Source organism: Ardenticatena maritima (genome assembly GCF_001306175.1).
In the GTDB taxonomy this organism is placed as follows: domain Bacteria; phylum Chloroflexota; class Anaerolineae; order Ardenticatenales; family Ardenticatenaceae; genus Ardenticatena; species Ardenticatena maritima.
The window spans coordinates 304,791-329,814 of record NZ_LGKN01000006.1; the positions used below are offsets into that span (position 1 = coordinate 304,791).

At 57.5% G+C, this 25,024-nt stretch carries 21 protein-coding genes; 9 read left to right on the plus strand and 12 right to left on the minus strand.

Going from position 1 to position 25,024, the window contains the following annotated elements; genetic code table 11:
- Positions 1-5 precede the first annotated feature (5 nt).
- Positions 6-1,469, minus strand: a complete 1,464-nt coding sequence (locus tag SE16_RS15500; protein ID WP_236693748.1) for a glycosyltransferase family 4 protein — start codon at positions 1,467-1,469, stop codon at positions 6-8.
- Positions 1,381-3,327: an FG-GAP repeat domain-containing protein gene (locus SE16_RS12180; RefSeq protein ID WP_082382007.1), complete on the minus strand. Its 1,947-nt coding sequence runs from the start codon at positions 3,325-3,327 to the stop codon at positions 1,381-1,383. Before SE16_RS12180 ends, SE16_RS15500 begins: the two co-directional genes overlap by 89 nt.
- A gap of 363 nt (positions 3,328-3,690) precedes the next feature.
- Here SE16_RS12180 and SE16_RS16045 point away from each other — a divergent pair, with 363 nt between their 5' ends.
- The 3 genes from SE16_RS16045 to SE16_RS12190 are packed head-to-tail and all read left to right on the plus strand — an operon-like array spanning position 3,691 to position 5,565.
- Positions 3,691-3,858, plus strand: a complete 168-nt coding sequence (locus SE16_RS16045; RefSeq protein WP_160317044.1) for a hypothetical protein — start codon at positions 3,691-3,693, stop codon at positions 3,856-3,858.
- A gap of 7 nt (positions 3,859-3,865) precedes the next feature.
- Positions 3,866-4,816: a mevalonate kinase gene (mvk, locus tag SE16_RS12185; RefSeq protein ID WP_200907456.1), complete on the plus strand. Its 951-nt coding sequence runs from the start codon at positions 3,866-3,868 to the stop codon at positions 4,814-4,816.
- Positions 4,813-5,565, plus strand: coding sequence for a glycerophosphodiester phosphodiesterase (locus SE16_RS12190; protein WP_054494045.1), 753 nt, complete (start codon positions 4,813-4,815; stop codon positions 5,563-5,565). The genes mvk and SE16_RS12190 overlap by 4 nt, the downstream gene beginning before the upstream one ends.
- On the opposite strand, the gene SE16_RS12195 is transcribed toward SE16_RS12190, so the two are convergent.
- From SE16_RS12195 to SE16_RS12235, 9 genes are all read right to left on the minus strand, one after another.
- On the minus strand, positions 5,553-6,926 hold the full coding sequence (locus SE16_RS12195) for an MBL fold metallo-hydrolase RNA specificity domain-containing protein (protein WP_054494044.1): 1,374 nt from the start codon (positions 6,924-6,926) through the stop codon (positions 5,553-5,555). The two genes, SE16_RS12190 and SE16_RS12195, sit on opposite strands and share 13 nt — an antisense overlap.
- 2 nt (positions 6,927-6,928) lie before the next feature.
- Positions 6,929-8,059 carry an A/G-specific adenine glycosylase gene (gene mutY / locus SE16_RS12200; protein WP_200907455.1) on the minus strand — a complete coding sequence of 377 codons (1,131 nt, stop codon included), beginning with the start codon at positions 8,057-8,059 and terminating at the stop codon, positions 6,929-6,931.
- Entirely contained in the window at positions 8,056-9,810 is a 1,755-nt protein-coding gene (locus SE16_RS12205; RefSeq protein WP_054494042.1) for an acyl-CoA dehydrogenase family protein, read from the minus strand. Before SE16_RS12205 ends, mutY begins: the two co-directional genes overlap by 4 nt.
- A 91-nt stretch (positions 9,811-9,901) precedes the next feature.
- Positions 9,902-10,999, minus strand: coding sequence for a glycosyltransferase (locus SE16_RS12210; RefSeq protein ID WP_054494041.1), 1,098 nt, complete (start codon positions 10,997-10,999; stop codon positions 9,902-9,904).
- Positions 10,996-12,183, minus strand: a complete 1,188-nt coding sequence (locus SE16_RS12215) for a glycosyltransferase family 4 protein (RefSeq protein ID WP_160317043.1) — start codon at positions 12,181-12,183, stop codon at positions 10,996-10,998. Before SE16_RS12215 ends, SE16_RS12210 begins: the two co-directional genes overlap by 4 nt.
- Positions 12,184-12,193: 10 nt before the next feature.
- On the minus strand, positions 12,194-12,691 hold the full coding sequence (locus SE16_RS12220; protein WP_054494039.1) for a hypothetical protein: 498 nt from the start codon (positions 12,689-12,691) through the stop codon (positions 12,194-12,196).
- On the minus strand, positions 12,684-13,952 hold the full coding sequence (locus tag SE16_RS12225; RefSeq protein ID WP_082374437.1) for a glycosyltransferase family 2 protein: 1,269 nt from the start codon (positions 13,950-13,952) through the stop codon (positions 12,684-12,686). Before SE16_RS12225 ends, SE16_RS12220 begins: the two co-directional genes overlap by 8 nt.
- Entirely contained in the window at positions 13,922-15,238 is a 1,317-nt protein-coding gene (locus SE16_RS12230; RefSeq protein ID WP_054494037.1) for a glycosyltransferase family 4 protein, read from the minus strand. The genes SE16_RS12225 and SE16_RS12230 overlap by 31 nt, the downstream gene beginning before the upstream one ends.
- A complete protein-coding gene (locus SE16_RS12235; RefSeq protein ID WP_201782273.1) occupies positions 15,231-16,481 on the minus strand; it encodes an ABC transporter ATP-binding protein in 1,251 nt (416 codons plus the stop codon). Before SE16_RS12235 ends, SE16_RS12230 begins: the two co-directional genes overlap by 8 nt.
- A 202-nt stretch (positions 16,482-16,683) precedes the next feature.
- On the opposite strand from SE16_RS12235, the gene SE16_RS12240 reads away from it, so the two are divergent.
- The 3 genes from SE16_RS12240 to SE16_RS12250 all read left to right on the plus strand — a co-directional run bounded on the left by SE16_RS12240 (position 16,684) and on the right by SE16_RS12250 (position 20,826).
- A complete protein-coding gene (locus tag SE16_RS12240; RefSeq protein WP_054494035.1) occupies positions 16,684-17,145 on the plus strand; it encodes a Fur family transcriptional regulator in 462 nt (153 codons plus the stop codon).
- Positions 17,126-19,207: a heavy metal translocating P-type ATPase gene (locus SE16_RS12245; protein WP_160317042.1), complete on the plus strand. Its 2,082-nt coding sequence runs from the start codon at positions 17,126-17,128 to the stop codon at positions 19,205-19,207. Before SE16_RS12240 ends, SE16_RS12245 begins: the two co-directional genes overlap by 20 nt.
- Positions 19,208-19,326: 119 nt before the next feature.
- Positions 19,327-20,826 carry a putative glycoside hydrolase gene (locus SE16_RS12250; RefSeq protein ID WP_054494034.1) on the plus strand — a complete coding sequence of 500 codons (1,500 nt, stop codon included), beginning with the start codon at positions 19,327-19,329 and terminating at the stop codon, positions 20,824-20,826.
- Between the two features lie 49 nt (positions 20,827-20,875).
- Here the strand turns inward: SE16_RS12250 and SE16_RS12255 are convergent, their stop codons facing one another.
- Positions 20,876-21,787, minus strand: a complete 912-nt coding sequence (locus SE16_RS12255) for a DMT family transporter (RefSeq protein ID WP_060687660.1) — start codon at positions 21,785-21,787, stop codon at positions 20,876-20,878.
- Positions 21,788-21,985: 198 nt separating this feature from the next.
- Between SE16_RS12255 and SE16_RS12260 the strand changes: the two genes are divergently transcribed.
- The 3 genes from SE16_RS12260 to secG all read left to right on the plus strand — a co-directional run bounded on the left by SE16_RS12260 (position 21,986) and on the right by secG (position 24,971).
- On the plus strand, positions 21,986-23,224 hold the full coding sequence (locus SE16_RS12260) for a hypothetical protein (protein ID WP_054492626.1): 1,239 nt from the start codon (positions 21,986-21,988) through the stop codon (positions 23,222-23,224).
- 159 nt (positions 23,225-23,383) lie between these two features.
- Complete coding sequence (locus tag SE16_RS12265) at positions 23,384-24,667, plus strand: glycosyltransferase family 4 protein (protein ID WP_082374155.1); 1,284 nt, start codon at positions 23,384-23,386, stop codon at positions 24,665-24,667.
- Positions 24,668-24,749: 82 nt separating this feature from the next.
- On the plus strand, positions 24,750-24,971 hold the full coding sequence (secG, locus tag SE16_RS12270; RefSeq protein ID WP_054492624.1) for a preprotein translocase subunit SecG: 222 nt from the start codon (positions 24,750-24,752) through the stop codon (positions 24,969-24,971).
- Positions 24,972-25,024: the final 53 nt, after the last annotated feature.

The following is a 25,024-nucleotide window of genomic DNA, read 5'->3' on the forward strand; positions in this document are numbered from 1 at the left end:
ACACCTCAAAACGGCCTATAATACGGGCTCACGCGGGCATACACGTGTGCCCATAAATGTTTCGCTTCAACTTTTTCTCGCCCACGCTTGCCCAATACCGCAGCCACTTCGGGATGATCAAGTATATACTTGATGGCGCGGGCAAGGGCTTTAGGATTGCCAAATGGGATCAATATCCCATCCCGATTATGCTCAATGACTGACCGTACTCCCCACGCATTGGCACCAATCACAGGCGTGCCATACAGCCATGCTTCAAGAAAAACAATGCCGAAAGAATCACTCCGTGAAGGCAATACCAACACATCAAGTGCTGCCAGCATATGGCGTTTCAAGGCATTGTCAATTGCCCCTAACACCAAAATATTCGATCTCCAGCGAGGCGGTACCTGCTCCAGACGTTTTGCAAAATCAGGAGGTATAAAACCAGCCAGAGCTAGCACAAAATTATCCCCAGATGTCCACAAATGCAAGGCAGCATCCAGCAGGGTATGCGCCCCTTTCTCGCGCGATAGCGTCCCAATCATCCCCACGAGGGGTCTATCCCTCACACCAAAGTGCTCACGAAAATATGCTCCATTTCCTCCCAACACCTCTTCGGGGTTGACGCCTACACCAGCAATCACGAGCCGATGACGAGGCACACCATGCGTGACATAAAAATCGACTTCATCAGTGGTTTGAGCAAAGACCACATCGGCGTGCCGCACCAGCGCTATCTGGTGACGCATGGTATAAAACGATGCTACATCATCTGTACCAGGTGTATGACCAGCTCCAAGGTGGGTCAGAGGATACAGCAAAAAAGGAATGCCTCGTCGCTGCGCATATTGCCAGGCTTCATAGACAAGTGGTTCAAACACAATCGCCATTGCTGCGACCACGTCGAACGACTCTTGCGTTTCACGCAACCAATGGAAAAGGCCCGGGATTCGAGGCGTCAAGTGCGAGAGGGCATACGCAGGGGCCAATGGACAGGGCGTTTTGGAATAGAGCCACAACAACCGCCGAACCGCCGCATACGTCAATGCACCACCAGGGGCATGGCGCAGAGGAAATCGGCGTATTTCGACACCATCAATACGCTCATGAAGCTTCTCAAATCGTGCCCCTTTTGGATCCCAAAGAGCAATAACATCGCGAGCATCAGATGTCACTGTCACAACCTCGTGCCCATCACGCACAAGCCGCCGCCCAATTTCATGCAAATGCTGTTCCGCTCCACCATGGGCGGGAACATAACGGGGAATCACATGCAAAATCCGCATACCAAACACCTTCGTTATCAAAATTTCGCGTGATTGTAAAGACAACCACCATTTTGAAAAAAGAAAAGCCACGCGATTTGCGTGGCCTTTCTTCAAAGTACTGAGGTAGGACTCAACGAGAAACAACAGAAACAAAACTTTTGTAGACTTTTCCAATATAGGTTGAAAGAGGAAGCGCGACTTGCCGCGCCGTCGAAGCATACGAGGCCGAAAAGAGTATTTCACCCAAAGTATAGGTCCCAGGCGCATACCCACTCACATCAACCGTAAGTGAGAGAACTTGTTGCCCATGAGGGGGCAATGTGCCACTAGACAGCGAGACACTTACATTAGTGGGCTTGGATGCAATGGCCCAATCAAGCGGATAATCACCACTATTGCGCAGATAAAAACTTATTTCGGCGCGTGTCTGCCCTTCCTCAATCATCAAGAAGAGACTATCCGTCGGCAACACCAATTCCGCAGGACGTCCTAACGAGCCAATATGCGCCGCATCACGATGAAACATTGGCCAGGGCATTGCGCCTACACCACTCACATTCGATTCAAAGCGCCATAAATACCCCTGAGATTGGTCATAGTAATATCCACCGCCAATCCATACTTCGACAAATCCATCTTTGTCGGTATCCGCAACAGCAGGTGCCCCCTCCACGGTATACAAGGTGTAAAACGAATTTTCGAGCTGACCATTGGGACTATACGCCTGCACCTCCCACAAGAAGGCAAAAAGCACCTCTAATTGCCCGTCATTATCTATATCGGCCACCGTTGGCGACGAGCGAATCGCCGCATCCTGATTTCCACTTTCATCATTACTAATGGGGTAAATCGGCCAACCATTCACTAATTCCCCTGTATGGTGCCAGGCATAGACAGCCCCTTTACCAGGCACACCGTCACTTCCACTTACAAATGGATCACCAGAGCCAATGATAATTTCCAAATCACCATCTCCATCCAAGTCCGCAATGGCAGGGGAGCTCATACCCGGGTAGGCGGTTGGTTGCGGCCATCCAGGCGCGTAAGGCAATTTCGCAGGATCGCTATAATGCAAACTGGAATTGAACAAGTTATCCGAGCGGAACACGTAGACGTAACGTGTTTCCGTGCGCCCATGTACATTCCACCAATACCACCCAGTTCCAATCACAATTTCCAGCTTGCCATCATTGTCCAAATCAGCAATAGCGGGGGAAGAGTAAATCGCTTCCGGCATATCACGCCGCGCAAGTACGTTCCCAAAGCGGTCGAACACATACACAAACCCACCCTGAAAACCTGGGGTTCCATCCGGCATAATGCCACCATCACTGATATCCGCCCCAATGACAATCTCCTGTTCACCATCACCATTGAAATCCGCACAGGCCGGTGAGGACCAGACGGTATCGGCATTGATATATCCTCGCCCAGAATCCGCCCAATCCCAATGCAAATCATTCCAAAGTGATTGCCCTCGGTGATCGAGGAGATAAATACGTTGGTCCCATGCCCCGAACGCAATTTCCAAATCACCATCATTGTCTACATCGCACAACGCAGGCGTTGAAAAGACGCCATCCGTTTGAGGATGAGGATCATAATGATCATAAGTGTAAAACGTCCAGAGAACATTGCCATTGTGATCAAAGGCGCGCACACCGCCATTCCCCTGTGGATCCAACGCCTCGCCCCCAAAGCTCACCACAATTTCCACATCACCGTCGCCGTCAATATCACCCACCGAAGGCGCCGAATTGATGGAGGATTCGAGGAGACGCGACCACTTGATCGTGCCATTCGAATTGAGGACAACCAGTTTCGGCTGTTGCGAAAACGTGCAATTCGAACCATTATTATCACACCGCTTACGCGTTGTACCAATCAAAACCTCATCTTTGCCATCGCCATCAATATCTGCGATCGTGGGGGAAGAAAACATGACATGCCCTCCCCCTAATGCAAAGTTCTGAGGTGACCAGGTTGGAGTCGTTGTATCAGCAAACCCCTGCGATACACCCCAAAAGGCGATAACTCCCAAACAAACAACTATCCACATGGATCGGATATATTTCATCTCTCCCTCCCTTGCCAAACTGCAATGTCGGCTTTTACGCTTATCACCACGAGTCTACAAGGTGGAGAGAAAGAAGTGTATAGCCATTTGGTCTCGTTTATGGGGGCATCGGTCCCATGAACAGCGTTCGGTAGGCAAAAACTCTCTGATTGGCTCAATCATCCCCAATGCAAAAATCAAACCGTCCGCAAAATTTGATAACAAACTCGTTTTACTAGGTAACAAAACCTGTTTTACACAAGAGTATGCATCAAACTTGAAAAAACAGGTTTTTGCATTTCAGATATTGCCAATTGTCGCACCTTCCAAGTACACTACCAACACCCCTTCGGCTCTCAAAAGTGTAAACAGGTGGAGGACCGCATGCCCACAATCATCATCATTTTGCTACTCCTCGTCTTTCTCGCTATGCTGTTGACGCCCACGAAAATCAACGACGAAACGTTGCGTCAACCGAAAAAAAAGAAACCCAACGTAAAATTCACGGCGTCTATTGACAATGAGGACAAAGAAATCGAAATCTATTTCTGATGAGAGCGTGCGCGGTAGGGGAAGCGCGCCCGGAAAAATCATTCTGTTGGGCGAGCATGCGGTTGTGTATGGGCGACCGGCTATCGCCGTCCCCATAAGTGATGTGCGCGCCTCCGCTATCGTGCAGCCAGGGCGCCGCGGGGCCGGCATCGTGATTCACGCGCTGGACATTGGGCGGCATTATTTGCTCGATGCCGCCCCTCCTACTGACCCTATTGCGTGCGTCATCCGCGAAGTCCTTACACGGTGCGAGATTGCGCCTTCCCTCGATCTTGATATCACCATCAGCAGCGAGATTCCTATTGCCAGCGGTATGGGCAGTGGCGCTGCTGTAGCGACAGCCGTGGTACGCGCCTTGTTCGCTGCATTTGGTTGCCCCGTCGACAACGCGACCATTTCTGAGATTGTCTATCAAAGCGAGACCTTGCTCCACGGTACCCCCAGTGGTATTGACAACACAGTGGTAGCGTATGAGCGACCAATCTGGTTTGTGCGTGGTACCCCCCCGACACCATTCCACGTTGGCGGGCGCTTCCACTTGCTCATTGCCGATACGGGCGTTCCCAGTCCGACGCGTCTCACAGTGGGGGATGTACGCGCAGCATGGGAGAGAGACCGCGAACGCTACGAAGCCCTCTTCGACGAAATCGGCGCGTTGGTAGCATCGGCGCGCGAGGCACTACAACGTGGCGATACAGTCCAGCTTGGCATGCTTATGCAGCGCAATCACACGCTCTTGCGCCAAATTGGTGTCTCGGCGGATGTGAACGACCGTCTTGTGGAGGCGGCTCTCGACGCCGGCGCATACGGTGCGAAACTGAGCGGCGGCGGGCGCGGCGGCAATGTGATTGCCCTTGTAGATGAAGCACAACGTGAGGTTGTGGCTCAGGCACTGCAATCCGCTGGTGCTGTCCGCCTTTTGTCAACAACCCTCATACCAGAAGAACCCCAGCCATGAAACGCCCACTGATTCTCGCTCACCGCGGGGCGCAACGTGTTGCCCCTGAGAACACGCTTCCTGCGTTCCTAGCGGCCATCGCGCAGGGCGCCGACGGGATTGAACTCGACGTTCAACGCACTGCTGATGGCGTGTTGGTCGTCGCACACGATGAAAACTTGGGGCGCACCATCAGCGGCACGCCATCCGAACGCGTGGCGCGTTTGACGTGGGCGGAACTCCAACAACGCGACGCAGGGGGCTGGTTTGGAGAAACATGGCGTGGGACGCCACCGCCATCATTGGATGACGTATTCGACGCGCTTCCCGATACGGTGTTTGTCAATATCGAACTCAAACGCACAACCTGGGCGAGCGATGGGCTTGAAAAAACGGCGTTGCACTTCCTGCAACGCCGCAATCTTTGGCACCGTGTGATCGTCAGCAGCTTCAACCCCACCGTGCTGGCACGCTTGCGCCTGGCGGCACCCCACCTCAAAGTAGGATTGCTCTATGCGCCCGACCTGCCGCTCCCATTGCGGCGTGCTTGGGCACGCCACCTCTTGCAGCCAGCGGCGTTGCACCCGCATCTCTCACAAGTGACCCCTGAGATGGTAGCGAGAGCACACCGTCGCGGGCAACAGGTCAATGTCTGGACGGTGAACGACCCGGGGGAAATACGCCGCATGGCAATGCTTGGAGTGGACGCCATTATCACCGACGTCCCCGATGTTGCGAAAGCCGTCCTCGAAGAGGCTCACACTTCATAAGTCACGCCACGCTCTGAGATGACGGCTTCACGCCCCAATTGCGTTTGCAATGTCGCTTGCAACGCTTCCGGCGCGGGTGATTCACCATGCACGAGGAAGATTTTGCCATCACCCGTTGGGCGAACCCATTTCACCAGTTGCGGCTCATCGGCATGCGCACTCAACCCCTCGATATTGGCGATACGCGCCCGCACAGCCACTCGCTCGCCGAAAATTTCCAACTCTTTCGCACCATCCAGCAATAAGCGTCCATTCGTTCCTTCCGCCTGAAAGCCCACAAACAACACCCCGCACTCAGGACGCCACAGGTTGTTGTAGAGATGGCGCAAAATGCGCCCTCCGGTTGCCATGCCGCTCCCCGCCATGATGACCGCACCCGACTCGATCGCATCAATGCGATACGATTCGCGCTGTGTGCGGGTCAACGTCAACCCAGGCCATGAGAAGGGGTCTTCACCACGCATGATGACGCGCTTCACAGCCTCGCCCAATTGCTCGGGATAACGACGGTGCAGTTTCGTAAAATTGATGGCCAGCGGGCTATCCAAAAAGGCGCGCACTTTGGGGATGCGGCGTTGCAAACTGAGTTCGCGTAAAATGAAAATGACATCTTGGGCACGTTCAAGCGCAAATGTCGGAATCAGGACATTTCCCCCCTGGGTGATAATTTCAGTGATGAATGTGGCAATTTTTTCGATGGCTTGATCAAGCGGCTCATGCACCACCCCGCCATAGGTACTTTCCAGCAAGACCGCGTCGGCCTTGGTAGGGAGGTCGGGGTCGGGGACGACATGCTGCTCCCACGTTCCCACGTCGCCGCTGGCAATCAGTTTCTGATGGCGACCTTCGATTTCCACAAATGCAGACCCCAAAATATGCCCTGCATTGCGCAAGGTGATGGTGAGATGTTTGCCCAAACGAATAGGTTCGTCATAGCGCACACGCACAAACAGGTCGAGCGTATCGAACACATCCTGCTCTGTGTAAAGCGGAGGGGGCACTTCGACGCCGGAGCGGCGTAAATGCTTTTCAGCGTTCAGGTAGTCTTCATGCTGAATACGCGCTGAATCCAGCAGGATGAAACGCGCCACATCGTAGGTGGGGCGTGTGGCGTAGATTGGCCCATCATACCCTTCGATGACAAGCATCGGAAGACGCCCGCAATGGTCCAGGTGTCCATGTGTCAGCACAACCGCGTCCAACGTGGTCGGGTCAAAGCCGAGCGGTTCGTAGTTCATGGTGACGATGGGCGGCAACCCCTGAAACATCCCGCAGTCAATCAGAATGCGCTTGCCGTCAATCTCGACAAGGTGGCACGACCCCGTTACCGTCCCCGCCGCACCGTAGGATGTGATTTTCATGGTCAATCCTCACTTTCTGCTGTCAGTTGTGCCGCACGCAAGGTAGCGATGATTTTGGCGTCGGTCGAAGGCCAGGCGAACGCATCCAACTCATCTGGAAAGACCCACCGCCAATCGGCAACCCCTAACGCTTGCGGTTCGCCCCCCACATAGCGGCAATGAAACGCGTGCAAGGTAATTGAAAAGTGCGTGTAGGCGTGTTCTACCGTTGTCAGATGTTCGCCCACCTCAATTTCAATGCCCAATTCTTCGCGAATCTCCCGCCGCAGGCAGGCGTCTAGCGTTTCGCCTGCCTCACATTTGCCGCCGGGGAACTCCCACAAGCCCCCTAGCATCTTGTCATGAGGGCGCTGCGCAATCAGAAGTTGGCCGGCTTCGTTCCAGATGAGCGCCGCCGTCACAAGGTAATGTGGGCGCTTGCCGCGTGCCCGACGGCGTGGCAGGTCGTGTTGGCGTTGGTGCGCCGCCGCCGCACAATGCGTCTGCACAGGACAGAGCAAACAACGGGGCGAGCGCGGTGTACAAATTTCTGCGCCCACATCCATCAGCGCCTGATTCCAATCGCCGGCACGCTGGGACGGCACCAGCGCTTGGGCGATGTCATGAAGGAGGCGCGTCCCCTCAGGCGTGTTGATGGGTGTTTCCACAAGGCAGACGCGCGCCAACACACGCTTGAGATTGCCATCGAGTGCCGCTACCGGCTCGCCGAACGCAATGCTGGCTATCGCTGCGGCTGTGTACGGTCCGACACCGGGCAATTTTTGCCATTCAGCAGCGGTACGCGGAAACCGCCCCTGCCGTTCTTCCACAATCACCTTGGCCGCCTTATGGAGATTGCGCGCGCGGCTGTAATAGCCTAATCCTTCCCACAGTTTGAGCACATCATCCAACGAGGCTTCGGCCAGCGCCTGCACAGTGGGAAAACGCGCCATCCAGCGCGCAAAGTACTCAGCCACACGCGCCACCTGGGTTTGTTGGAGCATGATTTCGCTGACCCAGATGGCGTAGGGGTCGCGCGTGCCTCGCCACGGCAAATCACGGCGGTGCGTGTCGTACCATTCCAGCAAAGCGCGGGCGAAACGCTCGGCGTTCGGCAGATGTTCCGCCCGCGCCATGTGGTCTTTCGCCGTCAAGATGTCACCGCCAGCGTGTCGGTCAATGGTGTGGTCAACCGGGCGAGGCGGGTTGTCCACTCGGCATCGCCCAGCGGGTCGTAACCAGGGACGAGGAAACGCTTGATGAACAAGCCGGCAACATCAGGCATATCTGTAGGCGCCCCCTGCTGAATATCCCATTGCGCACGGCGCAAAAGCAACGTCGCTTGTACCACGCGCATCAGGCGCTCCGTCAGGCGGCGGGCGTGGGCTTGCATCTGGTCGGTCGCTGTCAGCGCTACGCCCAGCGGCGGCAACACGGCTTCCAAAGCGGCTTCGGTGGAGCGCTTTTCGGCTGCCAGTGCGGGGGCATTGACTTCAGCCAACCAGGCGCGCAACGTCGCGACTACCGGTTCAACCAGATTGAGCCGCGCCAGGTCGCGCATGACTTGCAGCGCCAACACGTTCGGCGTGCCTTCCCAGTTTTCAAGCACCACCTGGTCGCGGTAGAGGCGCGGCAAGATCGAGAAGTCTTCAATCGCGCCGTTGCCGCCCAGCACATCAATCGCGCGGTGGACGGCTTCACTGGCGTCAACGGCGGTGATGTACTTGTTGGCATTCACCAAAAAGCGGAACACGGCTTTATCGGCAGGCGTGGCTAAACCATCGTCCAGGCGGTTGAAGATGGCCGTCAACGCCAGGGTAGACGCTAACGCCGCTTCGGTCAGGACGCGGATAAAAGCGAGGTTTTCCTGCACCATGGGGTAGCGGCGGATAGGCGCACCAAAGGCTTCGCGGTACGTCGCAAAGGTATCGGCTTCGATGAAGGCGCGCCGCATGATTCCCGCACATGCGAGCGCGTTCATCCAGCGCGAGGTGTTGAGCACCAGCCCCACGGCAATTTTGAAGCCCTGCGACAACTCACCAATAGGCCACGCCAGCGCGCCGTCGAAGTCGGTTTCGGCGCTGGCCATGAGCCGCGTACCAAGTTTGTCTTTCAGACGACGCACAAAGAAGCGGTTGAGCGAGCCATCGGGCAAACGGCGCGGCACGAGGAAACAGCCCAGCCCCTTTGTGCCGGCCGGCGCTCCCACTGGACGCGCGGTCATCAAAAACTGGTCAGCGTCAATCACGCTGCAGAACCATTTTTCGCCGGTAATACGCCACGCGCCGGGGTACTCGACAGCCGGCTCGGCGCGCACGATGTTCGCCCCTACATCGGAGCCCCCCTGAATTTCGGTGAGGAACTGCGCGCCACGGTGTGCGCGGTCGTAATCACGTTCGAGCAAGGGGGGCAAGTAGCGCGCTTTGAGGTCGTCGCTCCCGTGCTGTTGCAAAGCGCGGATAAGCCCCGCTGTGCAGGCAATGGGGCAGGCATGCCCACCTTCGCCTTCGTGGGTGAGCAGGTAGAACAACGCCGCCTGCTCAAAAAGCCGACCGGGGTCGCGCTGGACGGCAAGGATACCACTGCGCCAGATGTGACGGCCGGCTTCGTGGTAGTTGGGGTGGAACTGCACCGCTTCACACCGTTCACCAATGTGGGTGTAGCGTTCCAGGCGGGGCAAGTTCTCGCGCTGTTCGTTGACTTTCAGCAAAGGCCCAATCACCGTGGCCACGGTTTCGCCAAACGCACTGAACGCCTCTTCGTGGGCGTCAAGCGTTTCGCCCAAATAAAGGCGCAGCCAACGCTGAAAACTCGTGTCGCTGGTGTAGTAGTTGCGTGGTTTGGCGGCTTCCCACTGCTGCAACGCCTGGCGTCCCGGGTGTTGGGTTGGCTCGTACAGGGACATGGCTCATCCTCCTCGGCTCTGGCTCGTCTGTGTTCGTATGGTACGCCGAAGCAGGATTTTTTCAAAGCAAAGTAAACAACATCACAGCCTTTCAGGGTTGCGAAGAGGCACTGCGTTGCCGCAGGTAGGTGAACCGCTCCAAAAATTCCATGAAACGCTGCCGCACAGCCGGTTCCAACATCCGCTGAACGCGCCGCCGTCCATTCTGAATCAGGCGTTCGCGCAAAGCCGTGTCATGCACCACAACGTCAATGAGTTCCGCCACGGCTTCAAAGTCCTTGCGGGTGAAGAGAATGCCCGCATCGCCGACAGTGTCAGGCACGGCGGCGGCGGCATACGCCACGATGGGCAATCCGCAATACATGCTTTCGATGAAGGGCTTGCCAAAGCCTTCGTGCTCGCTCATCGACACATAGACATCGGCGCTGCGGTAGAAGGTAACCAAATCCCGCTCGGGCACATGTTCAGTGAACCAGACCGAATCCCCCAAGCCAACGTCGAACGCCAGCCCACGCAACCATTGGCTGTAGGTGGGCAACCAGGATGAACCAACGAGGATAAGCCGCGCCTGGGGGCGAATGCGCTTGTAGAACCAGAGTAGTTTGATGAGGTCATCCTGGCGCTTGTTGGGCACCAGCCGCCCCACAAAGAGAAGATTGGGACCACGCTCACGCAGGCCGCGAGCAAGGTCGGGGTTGATTGGCTGGTCGTAGGGTTCAGCATGCAACACGATGGGCAAAACGTCGGTCTGTTCATACCCGGCCTCGCGCAGTTCGCGCTCGTTGTAGGCGGAGTCGGCGACGGCGAGAACGGTGTGAGCGCGCAACGTGTGCAATTGCGCACGCCCTTGCTCCAGTTGCGCTGCCAGGCGGGGGTCGAATGTGCGTACAAACGCGGGTGGTGTGATGTTGTGATAAACCATGAAAAGGGGCACGTTCCACGCGCATAAGGTCTCTGCAATTTCTGTGCCGATGCCATGGTGGTACATAATGCCTTCCTGCGCTTCCTCACGCCGCAGTTGTACCACAGAACGCACCTGGTTTTCGAGCAGCGGATGCACACTCTCGGCGAAAATATCCGAGTGAATACCGGCCTGGCGCAGCCAGCGCTGGATGAGAAACGCCTGGTCGGTAATCGCATCCCCCGGAGCCGCCCCCGCCAGACATTGATGCAAAACGCGCACACTCATTGCAGCTGCTCCCCAGAAGAAGATTGTTGCTTCCAGGCACGCAGAATACGCTCAAAACGCTCCACCACAACATCCCAGGTATAGTTACGTTGCACATACTCGCGCCCATTGCGTCCCATGCGGGCGGCTTCTTCGGGATGCGCGCGGAGCCATTCGATCGCCCCCACAAACTCGTCGTAGGTGCGGAACCACAGCCCCCCTTGTGCGCGGCGCACATGCCCCACCGTGACGGCACAATCGCCATGTACTAACACCGGGCGTCCCGCAAGCCATGATTCCATGATGGTGAGGGAAAAACTTTCATTCAAAGAAGGCTGGCACAAAGCAAGCGCGCCTGCATACGCGGCGGCTTTTTCCTCTTCAGAGACAAAACCGCGCACCACAAAAGCCGGGTGTTGAGGGGGCGTATAGGGACCTTTGCCGACAAGATGCAGGCGCAAATCCCCGCCTTGTTCGACATAGCGGCGAACATAGAGATAAAGCAGGGGCAAGTTTTTCCCTTCCTCGAACCTGCCAACATAGAGTAGGTCATGATAGGTGTTGTCATCAGCCCGAGAAGGTGATGGCAAGACAACCCCTTCCCCCAATACAGCCATCCGTTGAGGCGTATAGCGCAAAAGCGTTGTCAGCAAATCCGCCTCTTCCGGAGAATTCAACATGACCCCATAAACATTCTCCAACAGCAAACGGGTGGGAAGCATATACGCATACGGTTCGTTATGTAAACATGGCCAGACGATAACTTTGTGTGGAGCCGACCATGCCGCAAAATGAGTCAACGCCATGGCATATGGCAACGCAACAAGCGCATCGAAATGATCTGCATGCTGCATGATGTGTGCATACAGCGGCGCACTATGCGCCCCAGCGTCGAGCCAATCCCACGCTATATGCTCAGGGACACGCCCCCATGTGGCCATGCGCACATCGGCATGCGCCCGCTTTTCGGGGGCCCAATGCGTGATGGGAAAGCGGTGCACGATGACGTCATTTTCGACCGTGCGTCCAGCAGGCAGGCTGTTTTCCCATGTGTAGTGGTCTTCTGCACACGTCGTCCAAACTTCGATGTGCCAACCACGCCGCGCACACGCTTCAGCAAAACCGCGCGCTTGTGATTCAGCACCACCCACAATGTGCGCGCCATAGCGCGGCACAATAACAGCCACACGCAGGTCTGTTCTCATGTCCATCTGCTCATGCTTCACCAGACGCCTCTCCTTGCGCCTCGAGCGCCTCCAAACGCGCTTCCATCTCCTGCACCTGCCGCCGCAAGGCCACGTTTTCCGCTACCAGACGATTGAGCACCCCCACAATATGACGATTGATTTGAATTTGGTGTCCTATGACACGGCCCACGTAGAACAATACCAAATTGTGCGCTTCACGCCGCAGACGCGCCCACAATGGGCCTAAAAGAGGAATGCGCGTTGATGGGGAAGAAGCCAGCACAGGATCCAATGGAAACTCAAAATAGAGTGCATTCAGCAAACGCAAATGGTGGTAGAGATTGGCATCATGTGGAATATCGTCAGGCTCTTCGGGCATGCCCATGTCATCAAACGTGGGAAACTGCTGTTGCGGTTCGCCCAGCGCCGCTCGTCGCTCCGCGATACGCTGGCGAATCGTTTGCATGATTGCATCCACGTCTATCTCGGGATCTTGCACCACAAAAAGCGGCTCTTGTTCACTCATGAGATTCCTCCTCACCCTGTGCAGAATAGGCGATATCGTGAGCTAACCAGGAGAGTGCCTGCCGCACGCTCGCTAACTCAACCTGCATCCACTTAACGGCTTGTTGCAACTCAGCATTGATGGCGTTTTGCTGCGAAATCAGCTGCTCATGTTCATACCGCCACAAGTGCGTATAAATCCACCAACGCAAGCGTTGCCGTAGGCGTTTCCAACGAGACGGCGACCACTCAGGGCGCGGCAAAGCCAATCTCGGCGGCTCTTGCGGCAGCATGAAGCGAAACGATTGCTCCGCCTGCCACGCCTGATTGGCAAGGAGCTGTAAAGCCCGCACCACATCAAAAACGGTCTGCTCGTCGGCTTGCCACTGCCGCCGCAAGAGGGTAGCCGCCTGCACCATAGCGGCCAGCCATGCTTGTTGCAGAGCATAGGGCGTATGCTGGTTCTGCCACAATTGTGCATCCGCCATTTCCGCTGGCATGGTCTCGGCCAACAAGCGTGCCGGCGGCATATGTTTCAACAAAAATCGCCAACGCCCCCGGTGATACGCAATCTCGCGGTGAGAAGCGCGACGCAATGCGCTCCCTTCCTGGTGCGTTCCTACAACATCAGGTGCATACCAAACGCGATACCCAGCGGCGCGAATACGAAAACACCAATCAACATCCTCATAGTAGGCAGGGTAAAAGCCTTCATCCAACCCACCGACACGTTCAAACACATTGCGCCGCACCGCCAACAACGCCCCCGTCAGAAATTCAACCTCACGCGGCGTGTCGTATTGGCCTTCATCAGGTTCGCCCACGCCGTCATGCATACCAAACGCCTGTGGCCAGAGCAGATAACCGCCCGCATGCTGTAAACGTCCGTCGGGGTAGCGCAATTTGCCGCCGACAACACCTCGCTCAGGCACATTCAATGCCGCAACGAGCCGTTCAATCGCATCAGGCGCCAGCAACACATCCTGATTGAGGAGCACCAACACGTCGCCACTTGCCGCCTGCAAGCCGGTGTTGCACGCCGCTGCAAAACCGCCGTTCACCGGTCGCCGAAGAAGCCGCACATGGGGGAACGATGTTTCCACCAACGCCGCGCCCTCATCGGTCGAAGCATCATCCACAACAAGTATTTCAATCTGCTCGGCGATGGTTTGCGCCGCGAGATGCTTCAAGCAGTCGCCAATAAATGCAGCGCCATTCCAAAGCGGAACAATGACAGAGACACGATTTGCGTTCATCGCCATTTCTTCCACCACTGTTTCCACACCGATTTCTGCGCGGCTGGTTTCGCTTCTTCAACCGGCGTCAAACGCCACAAAGGCGGGGGCGCACGGCGCGGCGCACGACAAAACGCAATCAACGGCTGCGCCACACGTGACCACCGCAACGCCTCGCGCGCCTGGGCAAATCCTTCTGCACGGCGGCGGCGCTCCTCTTGAGGATGTTGCAACACACGCAGTAAAGCTTCAGCCAATGCGTTTTCATCCTCCGGTGGAACCACTTCGCCCAGCCCCCATGCCGCAATGTGCTCGGACAAAGCGTCACCGCTGCTGACCACCATGGGCAAGCCAGCCCAAATGTAATCCAGAAGACGGGTGCGGAAGGCAAAATGGGTCTCGATATGAGGACGATGGAGGGAAAGCCCCACATCGGCTTCCAGCAAATAGGCAGCACGCGCGGTATAAGGCACCCATTGTTCGACGAAGAGGACATGCGTATCGAGCAAGCCCAACTCAGCCGCCAACTGTTGCGCTGCTTGCAACGCCCGTGATTCAGGCACGGCCGGATTGGGATGACGCATGCCCGGAAAGACCAACCGCACGTTGGGCAGCTGCTCACGGAGCAACGCCACGGCGCGAATGGCTGTAAAGGGGTCAAGCCATTCCCACACACCGCCACCCCACACAATCACACGCGACCGGGCGTCAACAGCCGGGTGAACACCCCGCAGAAATGGGCGCGATGCGGGCGGGGGCGGTTCATCCGGCAAACCAAAGGGCACAAGCGCAACAAATGTGCGCAATGTGGGGTCATTTTCGTAAAGTGTGGGGGTCAATCGCCCCCAAGCCGCCAACATGCCCAACCAGAAATCGCGCTGGCGCTCGCTCGCGCAGATGATGAAGTCAGCGCGTTGGAAAAGGCGCGCCAACAGTGAGACATCTTCGCGCATACGGCGCTGACGGACATCCAGAGCATGCGTGCGCCACCATTCCAGGTTTTCAAGCAAGAAAGGGTCGTAGGCGTCTGCCACAAGCGCGGTTCGCTCCGGCAAAATGTCGGCTATGCGTTGAAACCCAAACGCATCACAGACGACGACATCAGCGGCGGCAACGAAGGGATGCAAGGCGGTATCATCGCCGAAAGGCACGCTTGCTACGTGCAAAGAAGGTGGTGGTGGTACGGGAGGCTCAGCCAGTGGCGCAAGCAACGTGACCGTTGTATGTGCGGCCAACGTGCGCGCCAATTCCCACGCGCGAATACCAGGCCCCGCCATACGTGGCGCTACAATATCGTTGGCGAGCATCAGGACGTGAGGGGAAGTGTCAGGCATACGATGAATGTTCCTCCGTACTGACCGCGAGCTCTGTGTTGTGTGCCCACGTTCCCCCCAGCGTCACCAGGCCAAACCGTTCGCGATGGTCGCCACGTGCCACCCGAAATGTGTACAAACGATCATGATAATCGAACATTTCGCTATCGTCGCGCGTGTGCGCTGAGACCGAGAGCACATACCCACCTTCAAGCAAGGGCAACGATGGAATGACATACTCCACCGCGCCACGCCCTTCAACGACACCGAGGTCTAATCCACCAAAGAAGGTGTTTGGGCCACAAACATGCGCCCCGTTCTGATGGTGAATTGCCAACCCAAAAACGGGCGACTGAATGGGCTCGTGCGCCACGTACACAAGCCGAATCGTCATCGGTTCGCCGGTGAAAAACACATGACGCGCCTGCCCCGAACCATCCAGCAACTCAACCGCCTCAATGGTGATGCGGCCAGTCCCCCAGCGCTGCCCATCCGAGGCACCCGAAGGGGTTTGTACGCTGCGCAACGTCTCATCCCTGGCGGCAACAGCCGCGAGATAGTCACGCACCACTTGATGCGCGGCACCATCCGCCACAACCTGCCCCTTTTCAAACCAAATGACCCGATCACACATCGTTTCCACAGCATTCAAATCATGCGTGACCAACACAATGGTAGTTCCCTTACGACGCAAGCGGGCAATATGGTCGAGGCATTTGTGTTGAAACGCTGCATCGCCTACCGCCAGCACTTCATCCACCACCAAAATCTCGGGGTCGAGGAAGACCGCCACGGCAAACGCCAACCGTACAAACATCCCACTGGAATAATGCTTAACGGGCATATCAATGAATTGTTCCAATTCAGCAAAAGCAACAATATCATCAAGACGCTTGCGCATTTCATCTCGAGAAAACCCAAACAAAGCGCCATTCAAAAAGACATTTTCGCGCCCCGTCATTTCAGGGTGAAACCCCGTCCCCAGTTCGAGCAACGCCGCTATACGGCCATTGACTTCCACTACACCGTGCGTCGGTTCCAAAATCCCCGTCATGAGTTTGAGCGTGGTGCTTTTGCCACTGCCATTTGGTCCAATCAAGCCCACCATCGAACCTTGCTCAATGGCAAACGACACATCGCGCAACGCCCAAAATTGCTCGCGTGGCTGGCGATGTCGCCGCACCAACGCAATAAACCGTTCCTGCCAGGTACGCCCGGCAGAACGATCAAGCCAAAAACGTTTGGAAACATTGCGAAATACCACAACAGCGGACATGGAGCACCTTTCTTCTGCACCCTGTTTGGTGAGATTTGATTATACCGACACCCGACGACATCGAAAGTCTTTGCCGCAAGCGAGCCCAATCAACCATGCGCCATCTCTTTGCCAGCGCCATCAATAAACGCTATTTGTCAAAATATATTTTTAGTTTAGAATGATTATTGATAACTAAGGAGGGAAATTGATGACACCAACAGCCGAGGACCAAGAACTCATCCAGCGCCTACAAGCCGCCAACATGCGCGTTACCCCCCAGCGCCTGCTGGTATGGCGCACGGTGCGCGCCATGCGGGGACACCCAACAGCGCAAGACGTCTATGCTCGCATTCATGCTGAACACCCCACCCTGGGGTTGGCGACCGTCTACAACACGCTCGACCTCTTCACGCAGTTGGGATTGTTGCGCGCCTTCGACACTGGCGGCGTGGTGCGCTACGACACACACACCGACGCCCACATCAACCTGATTTGCGACGTCTGTGGGCGTATCGAGGACATCCACATCCCTGAAAGCGCCACATGGCGGCGCATGATTGAAGAACAATCCGGGTACGAAGTGCATGGGCACATTTTCGACGTGCATGGACGTTGCCCAACCTGCCAAGCAGCCAATCAGGAGGCAGACAATGACCACAAAGATGCTTGAACACGAACGCCGGGACGAAGAACAAAGCCCCACCCCCTCTACCCCGGAACCTGAACCGTCGGAAGAAGCCGATGCGCCAGAGGGCGTCAATCCGCTGGAGGTGGCGTTGACCGCCATCTGTACGCTCTCTTTGGCGGTGGCGTGGGGCGGCGGGCAAATAGGGCTGTTGAGCGGCACACCGCAATTGGTGCTTTACATCATCGCGTACATCAGCGGCGGTTTCTTCGGCACTATCGAAGGGCTGAAAGCCCTGCGCCGCCTGGAACTGAATGTTGATTTTCTGATGGTCTTAGCCGCCCTCGGCGCGGCGTCAATTGGTGAATGGGCGGAGGGCGCCACACTCTTGTTCCTCTTTTCGCTCAGCAACACGCTGCAAAGTTACGCGCTCGACCGCAGCCGCAAAGCCATTCGGGCGCTCATGGACCTGCGCCCCGCCGAGGCGTTGGTACGCCGCCCCGATGGGCGCGAAGAACTGGTCCCCATCGAGCACTTGCGTATTGACGATATCGTCATTGTCAAGCCGGGCGAGCGTATCCCCATTGACGGTACGGTCATCGAAGGGACGTCGGTCGTTGACCAATCGCCCATCACCGGCGAAAGCATTCCCGTGACCAAAGAAATCGGCGATGAAGTCTTTGCGGGAACGCTCAACGGCCAAGGCGTGCTTGAAATTCGCGTGACACGACGCGCCGAAGACACGACATTGGCCAAAATCATCCAGATGGTCGAACAGGCGCAAACCCGCAAAGCCCCCACGCAACGCTTTCTGGAAGAATTTGAGCCACGCTACGCCACAGGTGTGGTGCTCATCACACTGGCGCTCATTGCCGTCCCCACCCTCATTCTGGGGCGACCATTCGATACAACGTTCTACCGCGCGATGACCTTCCTCGTGGTCGCCTCGCCGTGCGCTCTTGTGATTAGCACACCCGCGTCTATCCTTTCAGCCATCGCCAACGCCGCCCGCAACGGCATTCTCTTCAAAGGCGGCGCATACCTGGAACAAGCCGCTACGCTCGACGCCGTTGCCTTCGACAAAACGGGCACACTCACTTATGGCCGCCCCCGTGTCACCAGCGTTGTGCCGGCGGCGGACGTGCTGGGCGACGCCTGGTTTGATGAAACATTGCTCGCCCAGTTGCAGCCCAAAGGCGTGGATGCACCGCTGGCACTGCCCCGCGAAGAGATTTTGCGCCTGGCGGCGAGTGCCGAACGCTACTCGGAGCACCCCTTGGGCGAAGCCATTGTGGAAGCGGCGCACGCCGAAGGGCTGCCGCTTGCCGACCCCGAAGAGACGCAAGCCGTCGTGGGCAAAGGCGTAGTGGCGGAAGTCGAAGGGCGCCAAATTCGCATTGGCAACCGCAAAATGGCGGACGAATTCGGCGAACTCTGGCCCATGCCGCTGCAACTGGAAGCCCGCCGACTGGAACAAGCAGGCAACACCGTGGTCTATGTGAGCGTGGATGGGCACCCCGTGGGGTTGATTGCGCTCGCGGACACCATTCGTGAAGACGCCCGCACTACCATTGAGACACTCCGCGCGATGGGCGTCAAACGCATTGTGATGCTCACGGGCGATTCGCGGCGCGTTGCCCAAGCCGTCGCCCGCGAGTTAGGCATTGTCGAAGTGTACGCCGAACTGTTGCCGCAAGACAAGGTGGCATTGGTGGAACGCCTGGCGCAGGAAAGCCACGTTGCCATGGTTGGCGACGGCGTCAACGACGCGCCCGCCATGGCTGTCAGCCACCTGGGGATTGCCATGGGCGCCGCCGGTACAGACGTCGCGCTGGAAACCGCCGACGTGGTACTCATGAGCGACGACCTGACCAAACTGCCCTATCTCATCGGGCTGGCGCGGCGCGCACGGCGAATTGTGTGGCAAAACATTGCATTCAGCCTGGCGGTCATCCTCGTGCTCATCGCGTCCGTCTTTCTGGTGAACCTGCCCTTGCCGCTGGGTGTCGTCGGTCATGAAGGCAGTACACTCATCGTGGTTGCCAATGGGTTGCGCCTGCTCCGCACACCGCGCGAAAAAATTCTCGAAAGCGCCATGCGCTCGTAAGAACGGGGCGGCGCATTGCCGCCCCGTTTGCATATGACGCCAACGGCTTGTCTGCCATTGCAGGCTGGTTATAGTATCGCCCGCATACTCAAACCTGACCCCAAAGAGGAACAACATCTATGGCACTCCGTCGCATTTTGCTTGGGCTGATTGGATTGTTTCTGCTTTCAACCGGCGCGGTCGCGGCGGATGAAAGAGCGCCCACACCCGCGCGCACAATTGAAATTCGCCTGTATGACGCTGAAACCGGCGCACCGCTTCACGCCGCCGCGGTATGGAGCGGCCCGCACGTTGCTCTGAGCAACGCGGGGGGTGTGCGCTTGCCCTTGCCCCTTGCAAGTCGGCGCATTTTGGCGCTGGCGCCCGGTTATACGCCACGCGTCCTCTCCACGGCCGACATCATCACATCGAACGAAGTGCGTTTGCACCCCACTACGCGCCACATGCAAATTGTTGACCGCAACTCAGGGCAGCCGCTTTCACGGGCGGTGGTGACGGACGGGCGTTTCGTGGCCTATAGCGACCTGAATGGGAATGTGTATCTGCCCGAAGGCGCACGCCCGCCCTTCATCGTGAAGCATGGGGGGCACCAACGAGTGGTACTCGACGAATGGCCGAGCGGCGCGGTGGCGCTGGAACCGTTTTTCGCCCGCGGGATTTACGTCTCATACAATTTCCTCGGCGGTCCGCGCGAGCGGCTGATTGACCTGCTCGACCGCGCCCAAGCGCTTGGCATCAACACCATCGTCCTGGACGCCAAAGGCGACCGCGCATGGCTCGCCTGGCAAAGCCAACACCCCGACGCGGCGGCTTCCATGGTCGAAGGATACCCCACTGTGCCGTTGGAAGAAGCCTTGCAGTTGATGAAAGAACGCGGCTTCTACACTGTCGCGCGGGTTGTGGTCTTCAAGGATGATTTGCGCGCCCACGCCTTCCCCGACCTGGCGGTGCGCCGTGTCGATGGGAGTGTCTGGATTGACCGTGAGGGGTTGGGGTGGGTTGACCCCGCCCGCCCCGAAAACTGGACCTACACCACCACGCTGGCGCGCGAACTGGCCGAAATGGGCTTCGACGAAATCAACCTCGACTACATTCGCTTCCCGACCGACGGCAATCTGGGTGAAATCGCATGGGGGCGCGAGATTGACCAACAGCATCGCGTGAACGCCATTCGCTCGTTTTTGGCGGTCGTCAAGCATGCTGTTGACCCCACGCCGGCGCTACTGAGTGGCGATGTGTTTGGGCTGGTGCCTGCTGTACCACCCACCCACGATATGAACATTGGGCAAATTGTGGAAGAAATGACGCGCTGGCTGGATATTTTCTGCCCGATGACCTACCCATCAACCTATGCGCCCGGCAACATGGGGGTGGAAAACCCCACCGGCCAGCCCTACGACGTGCTCTACCGCGCGACAAGCCAGGCGGTGGCGCGCAGTTTCGTCCCTGTGCGCCCCTGGTTGCAAGCGTACCCCTGGGGGCAATACTCGTATGAAGGGCCAATGTTGCAAGCCCAGGTAGACGGCGCAATTGATGGGGGGGCGATTGGCTGGGTCTTCTGGCGAGCATCCGGGCAATACGACAACGTGTTTGCCTGGTTGGCGCAACAACAGCAATAGCAGGCGGTTTTGGCAATCAAGCGGCGCATGGGCTTATGCGCCGCTTTTTCTATGCCGCCTCAGCCGTGGTCTCGATGTCGCGCTGCAAAATCAGCACGCTCCCCAAAATACACACCCCGCCCAGAATCTGAAGCGCATCAATGCGCTGCCCCAACCAAAGCCACGCCAGCACCGTCCCAACCACAGGCTCAATGGTCGCCAGAATGCTGGCTTGCCCAGGCAAGAGCCATTTGAGCCCCAGCGTGTAGAGTACATAACTGGCGGCGGTCGGTATCAGCCCCATGATGAGAATCAACACGCCATGTGTGCGAAAGGCCGCAAGAATCGCCGGCGCATCACGCGCGACAATCGGCGTCAGAAAGAGCGCGCCAAACAGAAAGGCGAACATCATCGCCGTGGTGGCTTCGTAACGGCGCAACGCCACCCGCCCAAACAGCCCCAACGTCGCATACGTCGCCGCGCTTCCCACCCCGACCAGCAAGCCCAAGAGTGTCACATGGCGCGCCGTCGCCGACCAGAGCCCCGCCACCAACGTGGAGCCAAGCAACACGAATACCAACGCTGCCACCTTCGCGCGGCTCATCGGTTCCCCGAACAAACGCCACGACGCCACCGCCACGAATGCCGGCGCTGTGTACAACAACACCACCGCCACAGGCACAGGGTTGATGTGCACCGACGTCGCATAGAGCACGAAAAACGCCGCCACGCTGAGAAACCCGTATGCTGCAAAAAAGGGAAGGTCGCGCCGGGCGACATGGAGCCAGGACGGCCGCCACACACGGGCAACAACCAGGAGCGTCAGCCCGCCCATGAGCGCCCGCAGAAAACTGATGTCAATGGCGGTGAGCGCCGTATCACGCTGCAAAATGTGCATGATGGGCCCCAACGTGCCCCAAAAAAGCGCCGCGCTGATGACACACAATGCACCAAGCCAGGTTCGCTGGGGAGTCTGTTGCATGGCGGTGTCCTTGATTGGTTGGGTTGATGTGCCAGTGTGGGAATAGTACGAAGAGGATACTGCAAGGCAAACATGCCAGCGCAGAGCGCAGAAAGCCCCACGTGTTGCCGCGCTCTCGCCTCTCTTCTTTGTCCCTTTTCAAGAGCGGGGTATCTTTTCACCTGGAAACACATAGAACGAAACGGAGCCGAGAGACAAATGCGTCTAGACAAACTCAACAAGACACGTTTCATCCTGCTCGCCGTGCTGTTGGCGCTGGTCGTTCCACTGGCTGCGTCTGCTCAAGAAGGTGATGGAGTGATTGAGGTCAACGTACTGATGGGCACCGCTGATGTTGCGCTGCCCGAAAATCTTGAAGCGGAACTCCTGTTCCTGCCAAACGGGCAAGGGCCGCCCGTCATCACCTCCGCGCCACTCAACGCCGATGGGAGCGTCCGTTTTGAGGGGCTTGACACCGCCCCCCAACATGTCTATCTGGTGCGCGTCACCTACGAAGGACAACCCTATTTCAGCGAGTTGCTGCAATTCGCCGAAGGCGAAACCGCGCTGACAACCCACATCACGATTTACGCCCCCTCACGCGATTGGTCGGTCGTTGACGTCCAGCGCGTCAATATGATTCTCGATGTGAGCGACGGTCATTGGATTGTGGGGGCGCTCTACGCGTTGAACAACCCCACCGACCGCCTGCTGGTCGCTGACCAAAGCGAAGGCGGGTTCTTTATTCCACTTCCGAGCAACGCCCAAGGGCTCACGTTCCAAGAACAAACGCTGCAAGAAGCCGCCGAGGTCACCCCCGACGGCGTGCGCGTGCGGATGACCCTGCCGCCGGGTGAAACGCCGCTCGTGCTTTCCTACGTCCTGCCCTACGCCGCCCCCGAACAGCGCCTGACCATCCCACTGCCGGGCAACGTGCCCAACATGCGCGTCTTGGTGGTGGATTTGGGGCAAACCACAACAATCGAAGGCTTCTCACCAGAAGACCCCTTGCAAACGTCAGACGGTACCACGTACCAAAACTTTGTCGCCGACGACGCGCTTGCCACGTCGGGCGTGCAACTCGTTCTGCAAGGCTTGCCCGACCCATCCACACTGCCCCAAAGCCCCACACTCGAACCCATTGCTGCACCAGAAGAGACGCGCCCGCTCAGTGAGCGCCTGCCCGCCTGGACAGGACTGGTTGTGCTGGCGTTGGCACTGCTCGGCGTCGGGGTGTACGCCTGGCGAACGCCCGCCACTGCCACAGAAGAGACCTATCCGGCGCTCATTGCACGCCGCGATACGCTGGTGCAACAACTCGCCGACCTGGAAGACCGCTACGAAGCCCGCGAGATTGGTGAACAGGCATTCCGGCAGCAGTCCGCCACATTGCGCGAAGAATTGAAGCAAATCCTTCGCCGACTCCAACACCTCTCGCCACAAAACAGACAGCCATAGCCCCGCGCAATGCCACCGCAACCAGGGCTCTCACGTGCGGCGCACCTGACAAGTGCGCCGCACACCATTTCTCGCCAACCCAATTTGAACCAAACCCATCTCTCCCCTATAATCGCCAACGCTTTCAAGCCTGTCGAACATGCATAAGGACGTGTACACATGGCTTCCAGGATACGCCCGACGTCCGAAGCCCTTTCCAAAACCGAGTCTGAACCATCACACGCAACGTCGCTCCAACCGCATAAAACGCCTACCACTACCCATCAAATTCTCATGCTGGCGCCCACCATGTTCTTCGCCGATTATGGGTGCCATGTGCGCATCTACGAAGAAGCCATCGCCTTGCGCGCCCTGGGGCACACCATTCGCATCCTCGCCTACCCCAACGGGCGCGACATCGGCGGCTTGACTGTGCGGCGCTCGCCCGGTGTTCCCTTCAACTACCGCGTAGTGGTAGGCTCATCCAAACACAAAATCTACCTCGACGCCCTGCTCGGGCTCACATCATTGCATGAAGTTTTTGCCAACACCCCCACGCTCATTCACGCCCATCTGCACGAAGGGGCGCTCATCGGCTCCGTCCTGGCGCGCGTGCGCCGTTTGCCGCTCATCTTCGACTTTCAGGGCAGTATGACGGCCGAAATGATTGACCACGGCTTCCTGAAACGCAACAGCCCGTTCTACCGCCTGCTCTGGCAACTCGAAAAGTGGATTGACCATCAACCTGACGCCATTCTCACCAGCTCACACAATGCCGCCGACCTGCTCATTCACACCTTTGGCGTTCCCGCCAACCGCATCTACCCCGTACCCGATTGCGTCAACACCGACATCTTCCGCCCACGCACCAAAGAAGACGCTGACGAGATAAAAACGCTCAAACAGCGCCTGGGCATTCCCGCCGACCGCATTGTCATCACCTATCTTGGGCTGCTGGCGGAATACCAGGGTACCGGCCTGCTTCTGGAAGCGGCTCAACGCATCCTGCACGAACGGCGCGACGTCCATTTCCTGATTATGGGCTACCCCAACGAACCGCTTTATCGCCAGCGCGCCCATGCGTTGGGTATCCAGGAGCATGTGACCTTCACAGGGCGTATGCCCTACGAAGACGCACCGCGCTATTTGCGCATTGGCGACATTGCTGTTGCGCCAAAGATGAGCGCCACCGAAGGCAGCGGCAAATTGCTCAACTACATGGCAACAGCTCTGCCAACCGTCGCTTTTGATACGCCCGTTAGCCGCGAATATTTGGGCGAGTGGGGCGTCTATGCCGAACCATTCTCGGCGGAATCGTTTGCGCGCGCGCTGCTCGACCTCTTGGAGACACCCCATGAATGGCCTATCCTGGGCAATGCGCTCCGGCGGCGCGTGCAAGAACGCTTCTCCTGGGACCAAGCCGCCCGCTTCATCACATCGGTCTATGAGCGGGTTTTGCGCTGAACAAGAGAAGCATTTGGCGTTGCCTTTCATCTGCATATAATCCAGCCCAACCCTGAGGGTATGGTTGAAGGAGGAAGGTTCCGTGCTGACGGCAATTTACATCGCATTATTACTCGTTTCCATTGGGTTGATCGTCGTTGTGTTGATGCAAGCCAAGGGCTCCGGACTTGGCGGCATTTTTGGCAGCGACCCCGGTGTCTACAAAACGCGCCGTGGTGTTGAAAAGACCATTTTCAACCTGACGATTGTGCTGGCTGTTCTCTTCCTGGCGCTCGACATGCTGGCTGTGTTGCTGTCCAGTTAAATGCGGCAGAAGTGATTGCCCGGCGCGCGCCTTCGGGCGCGTGCTTTTTATGT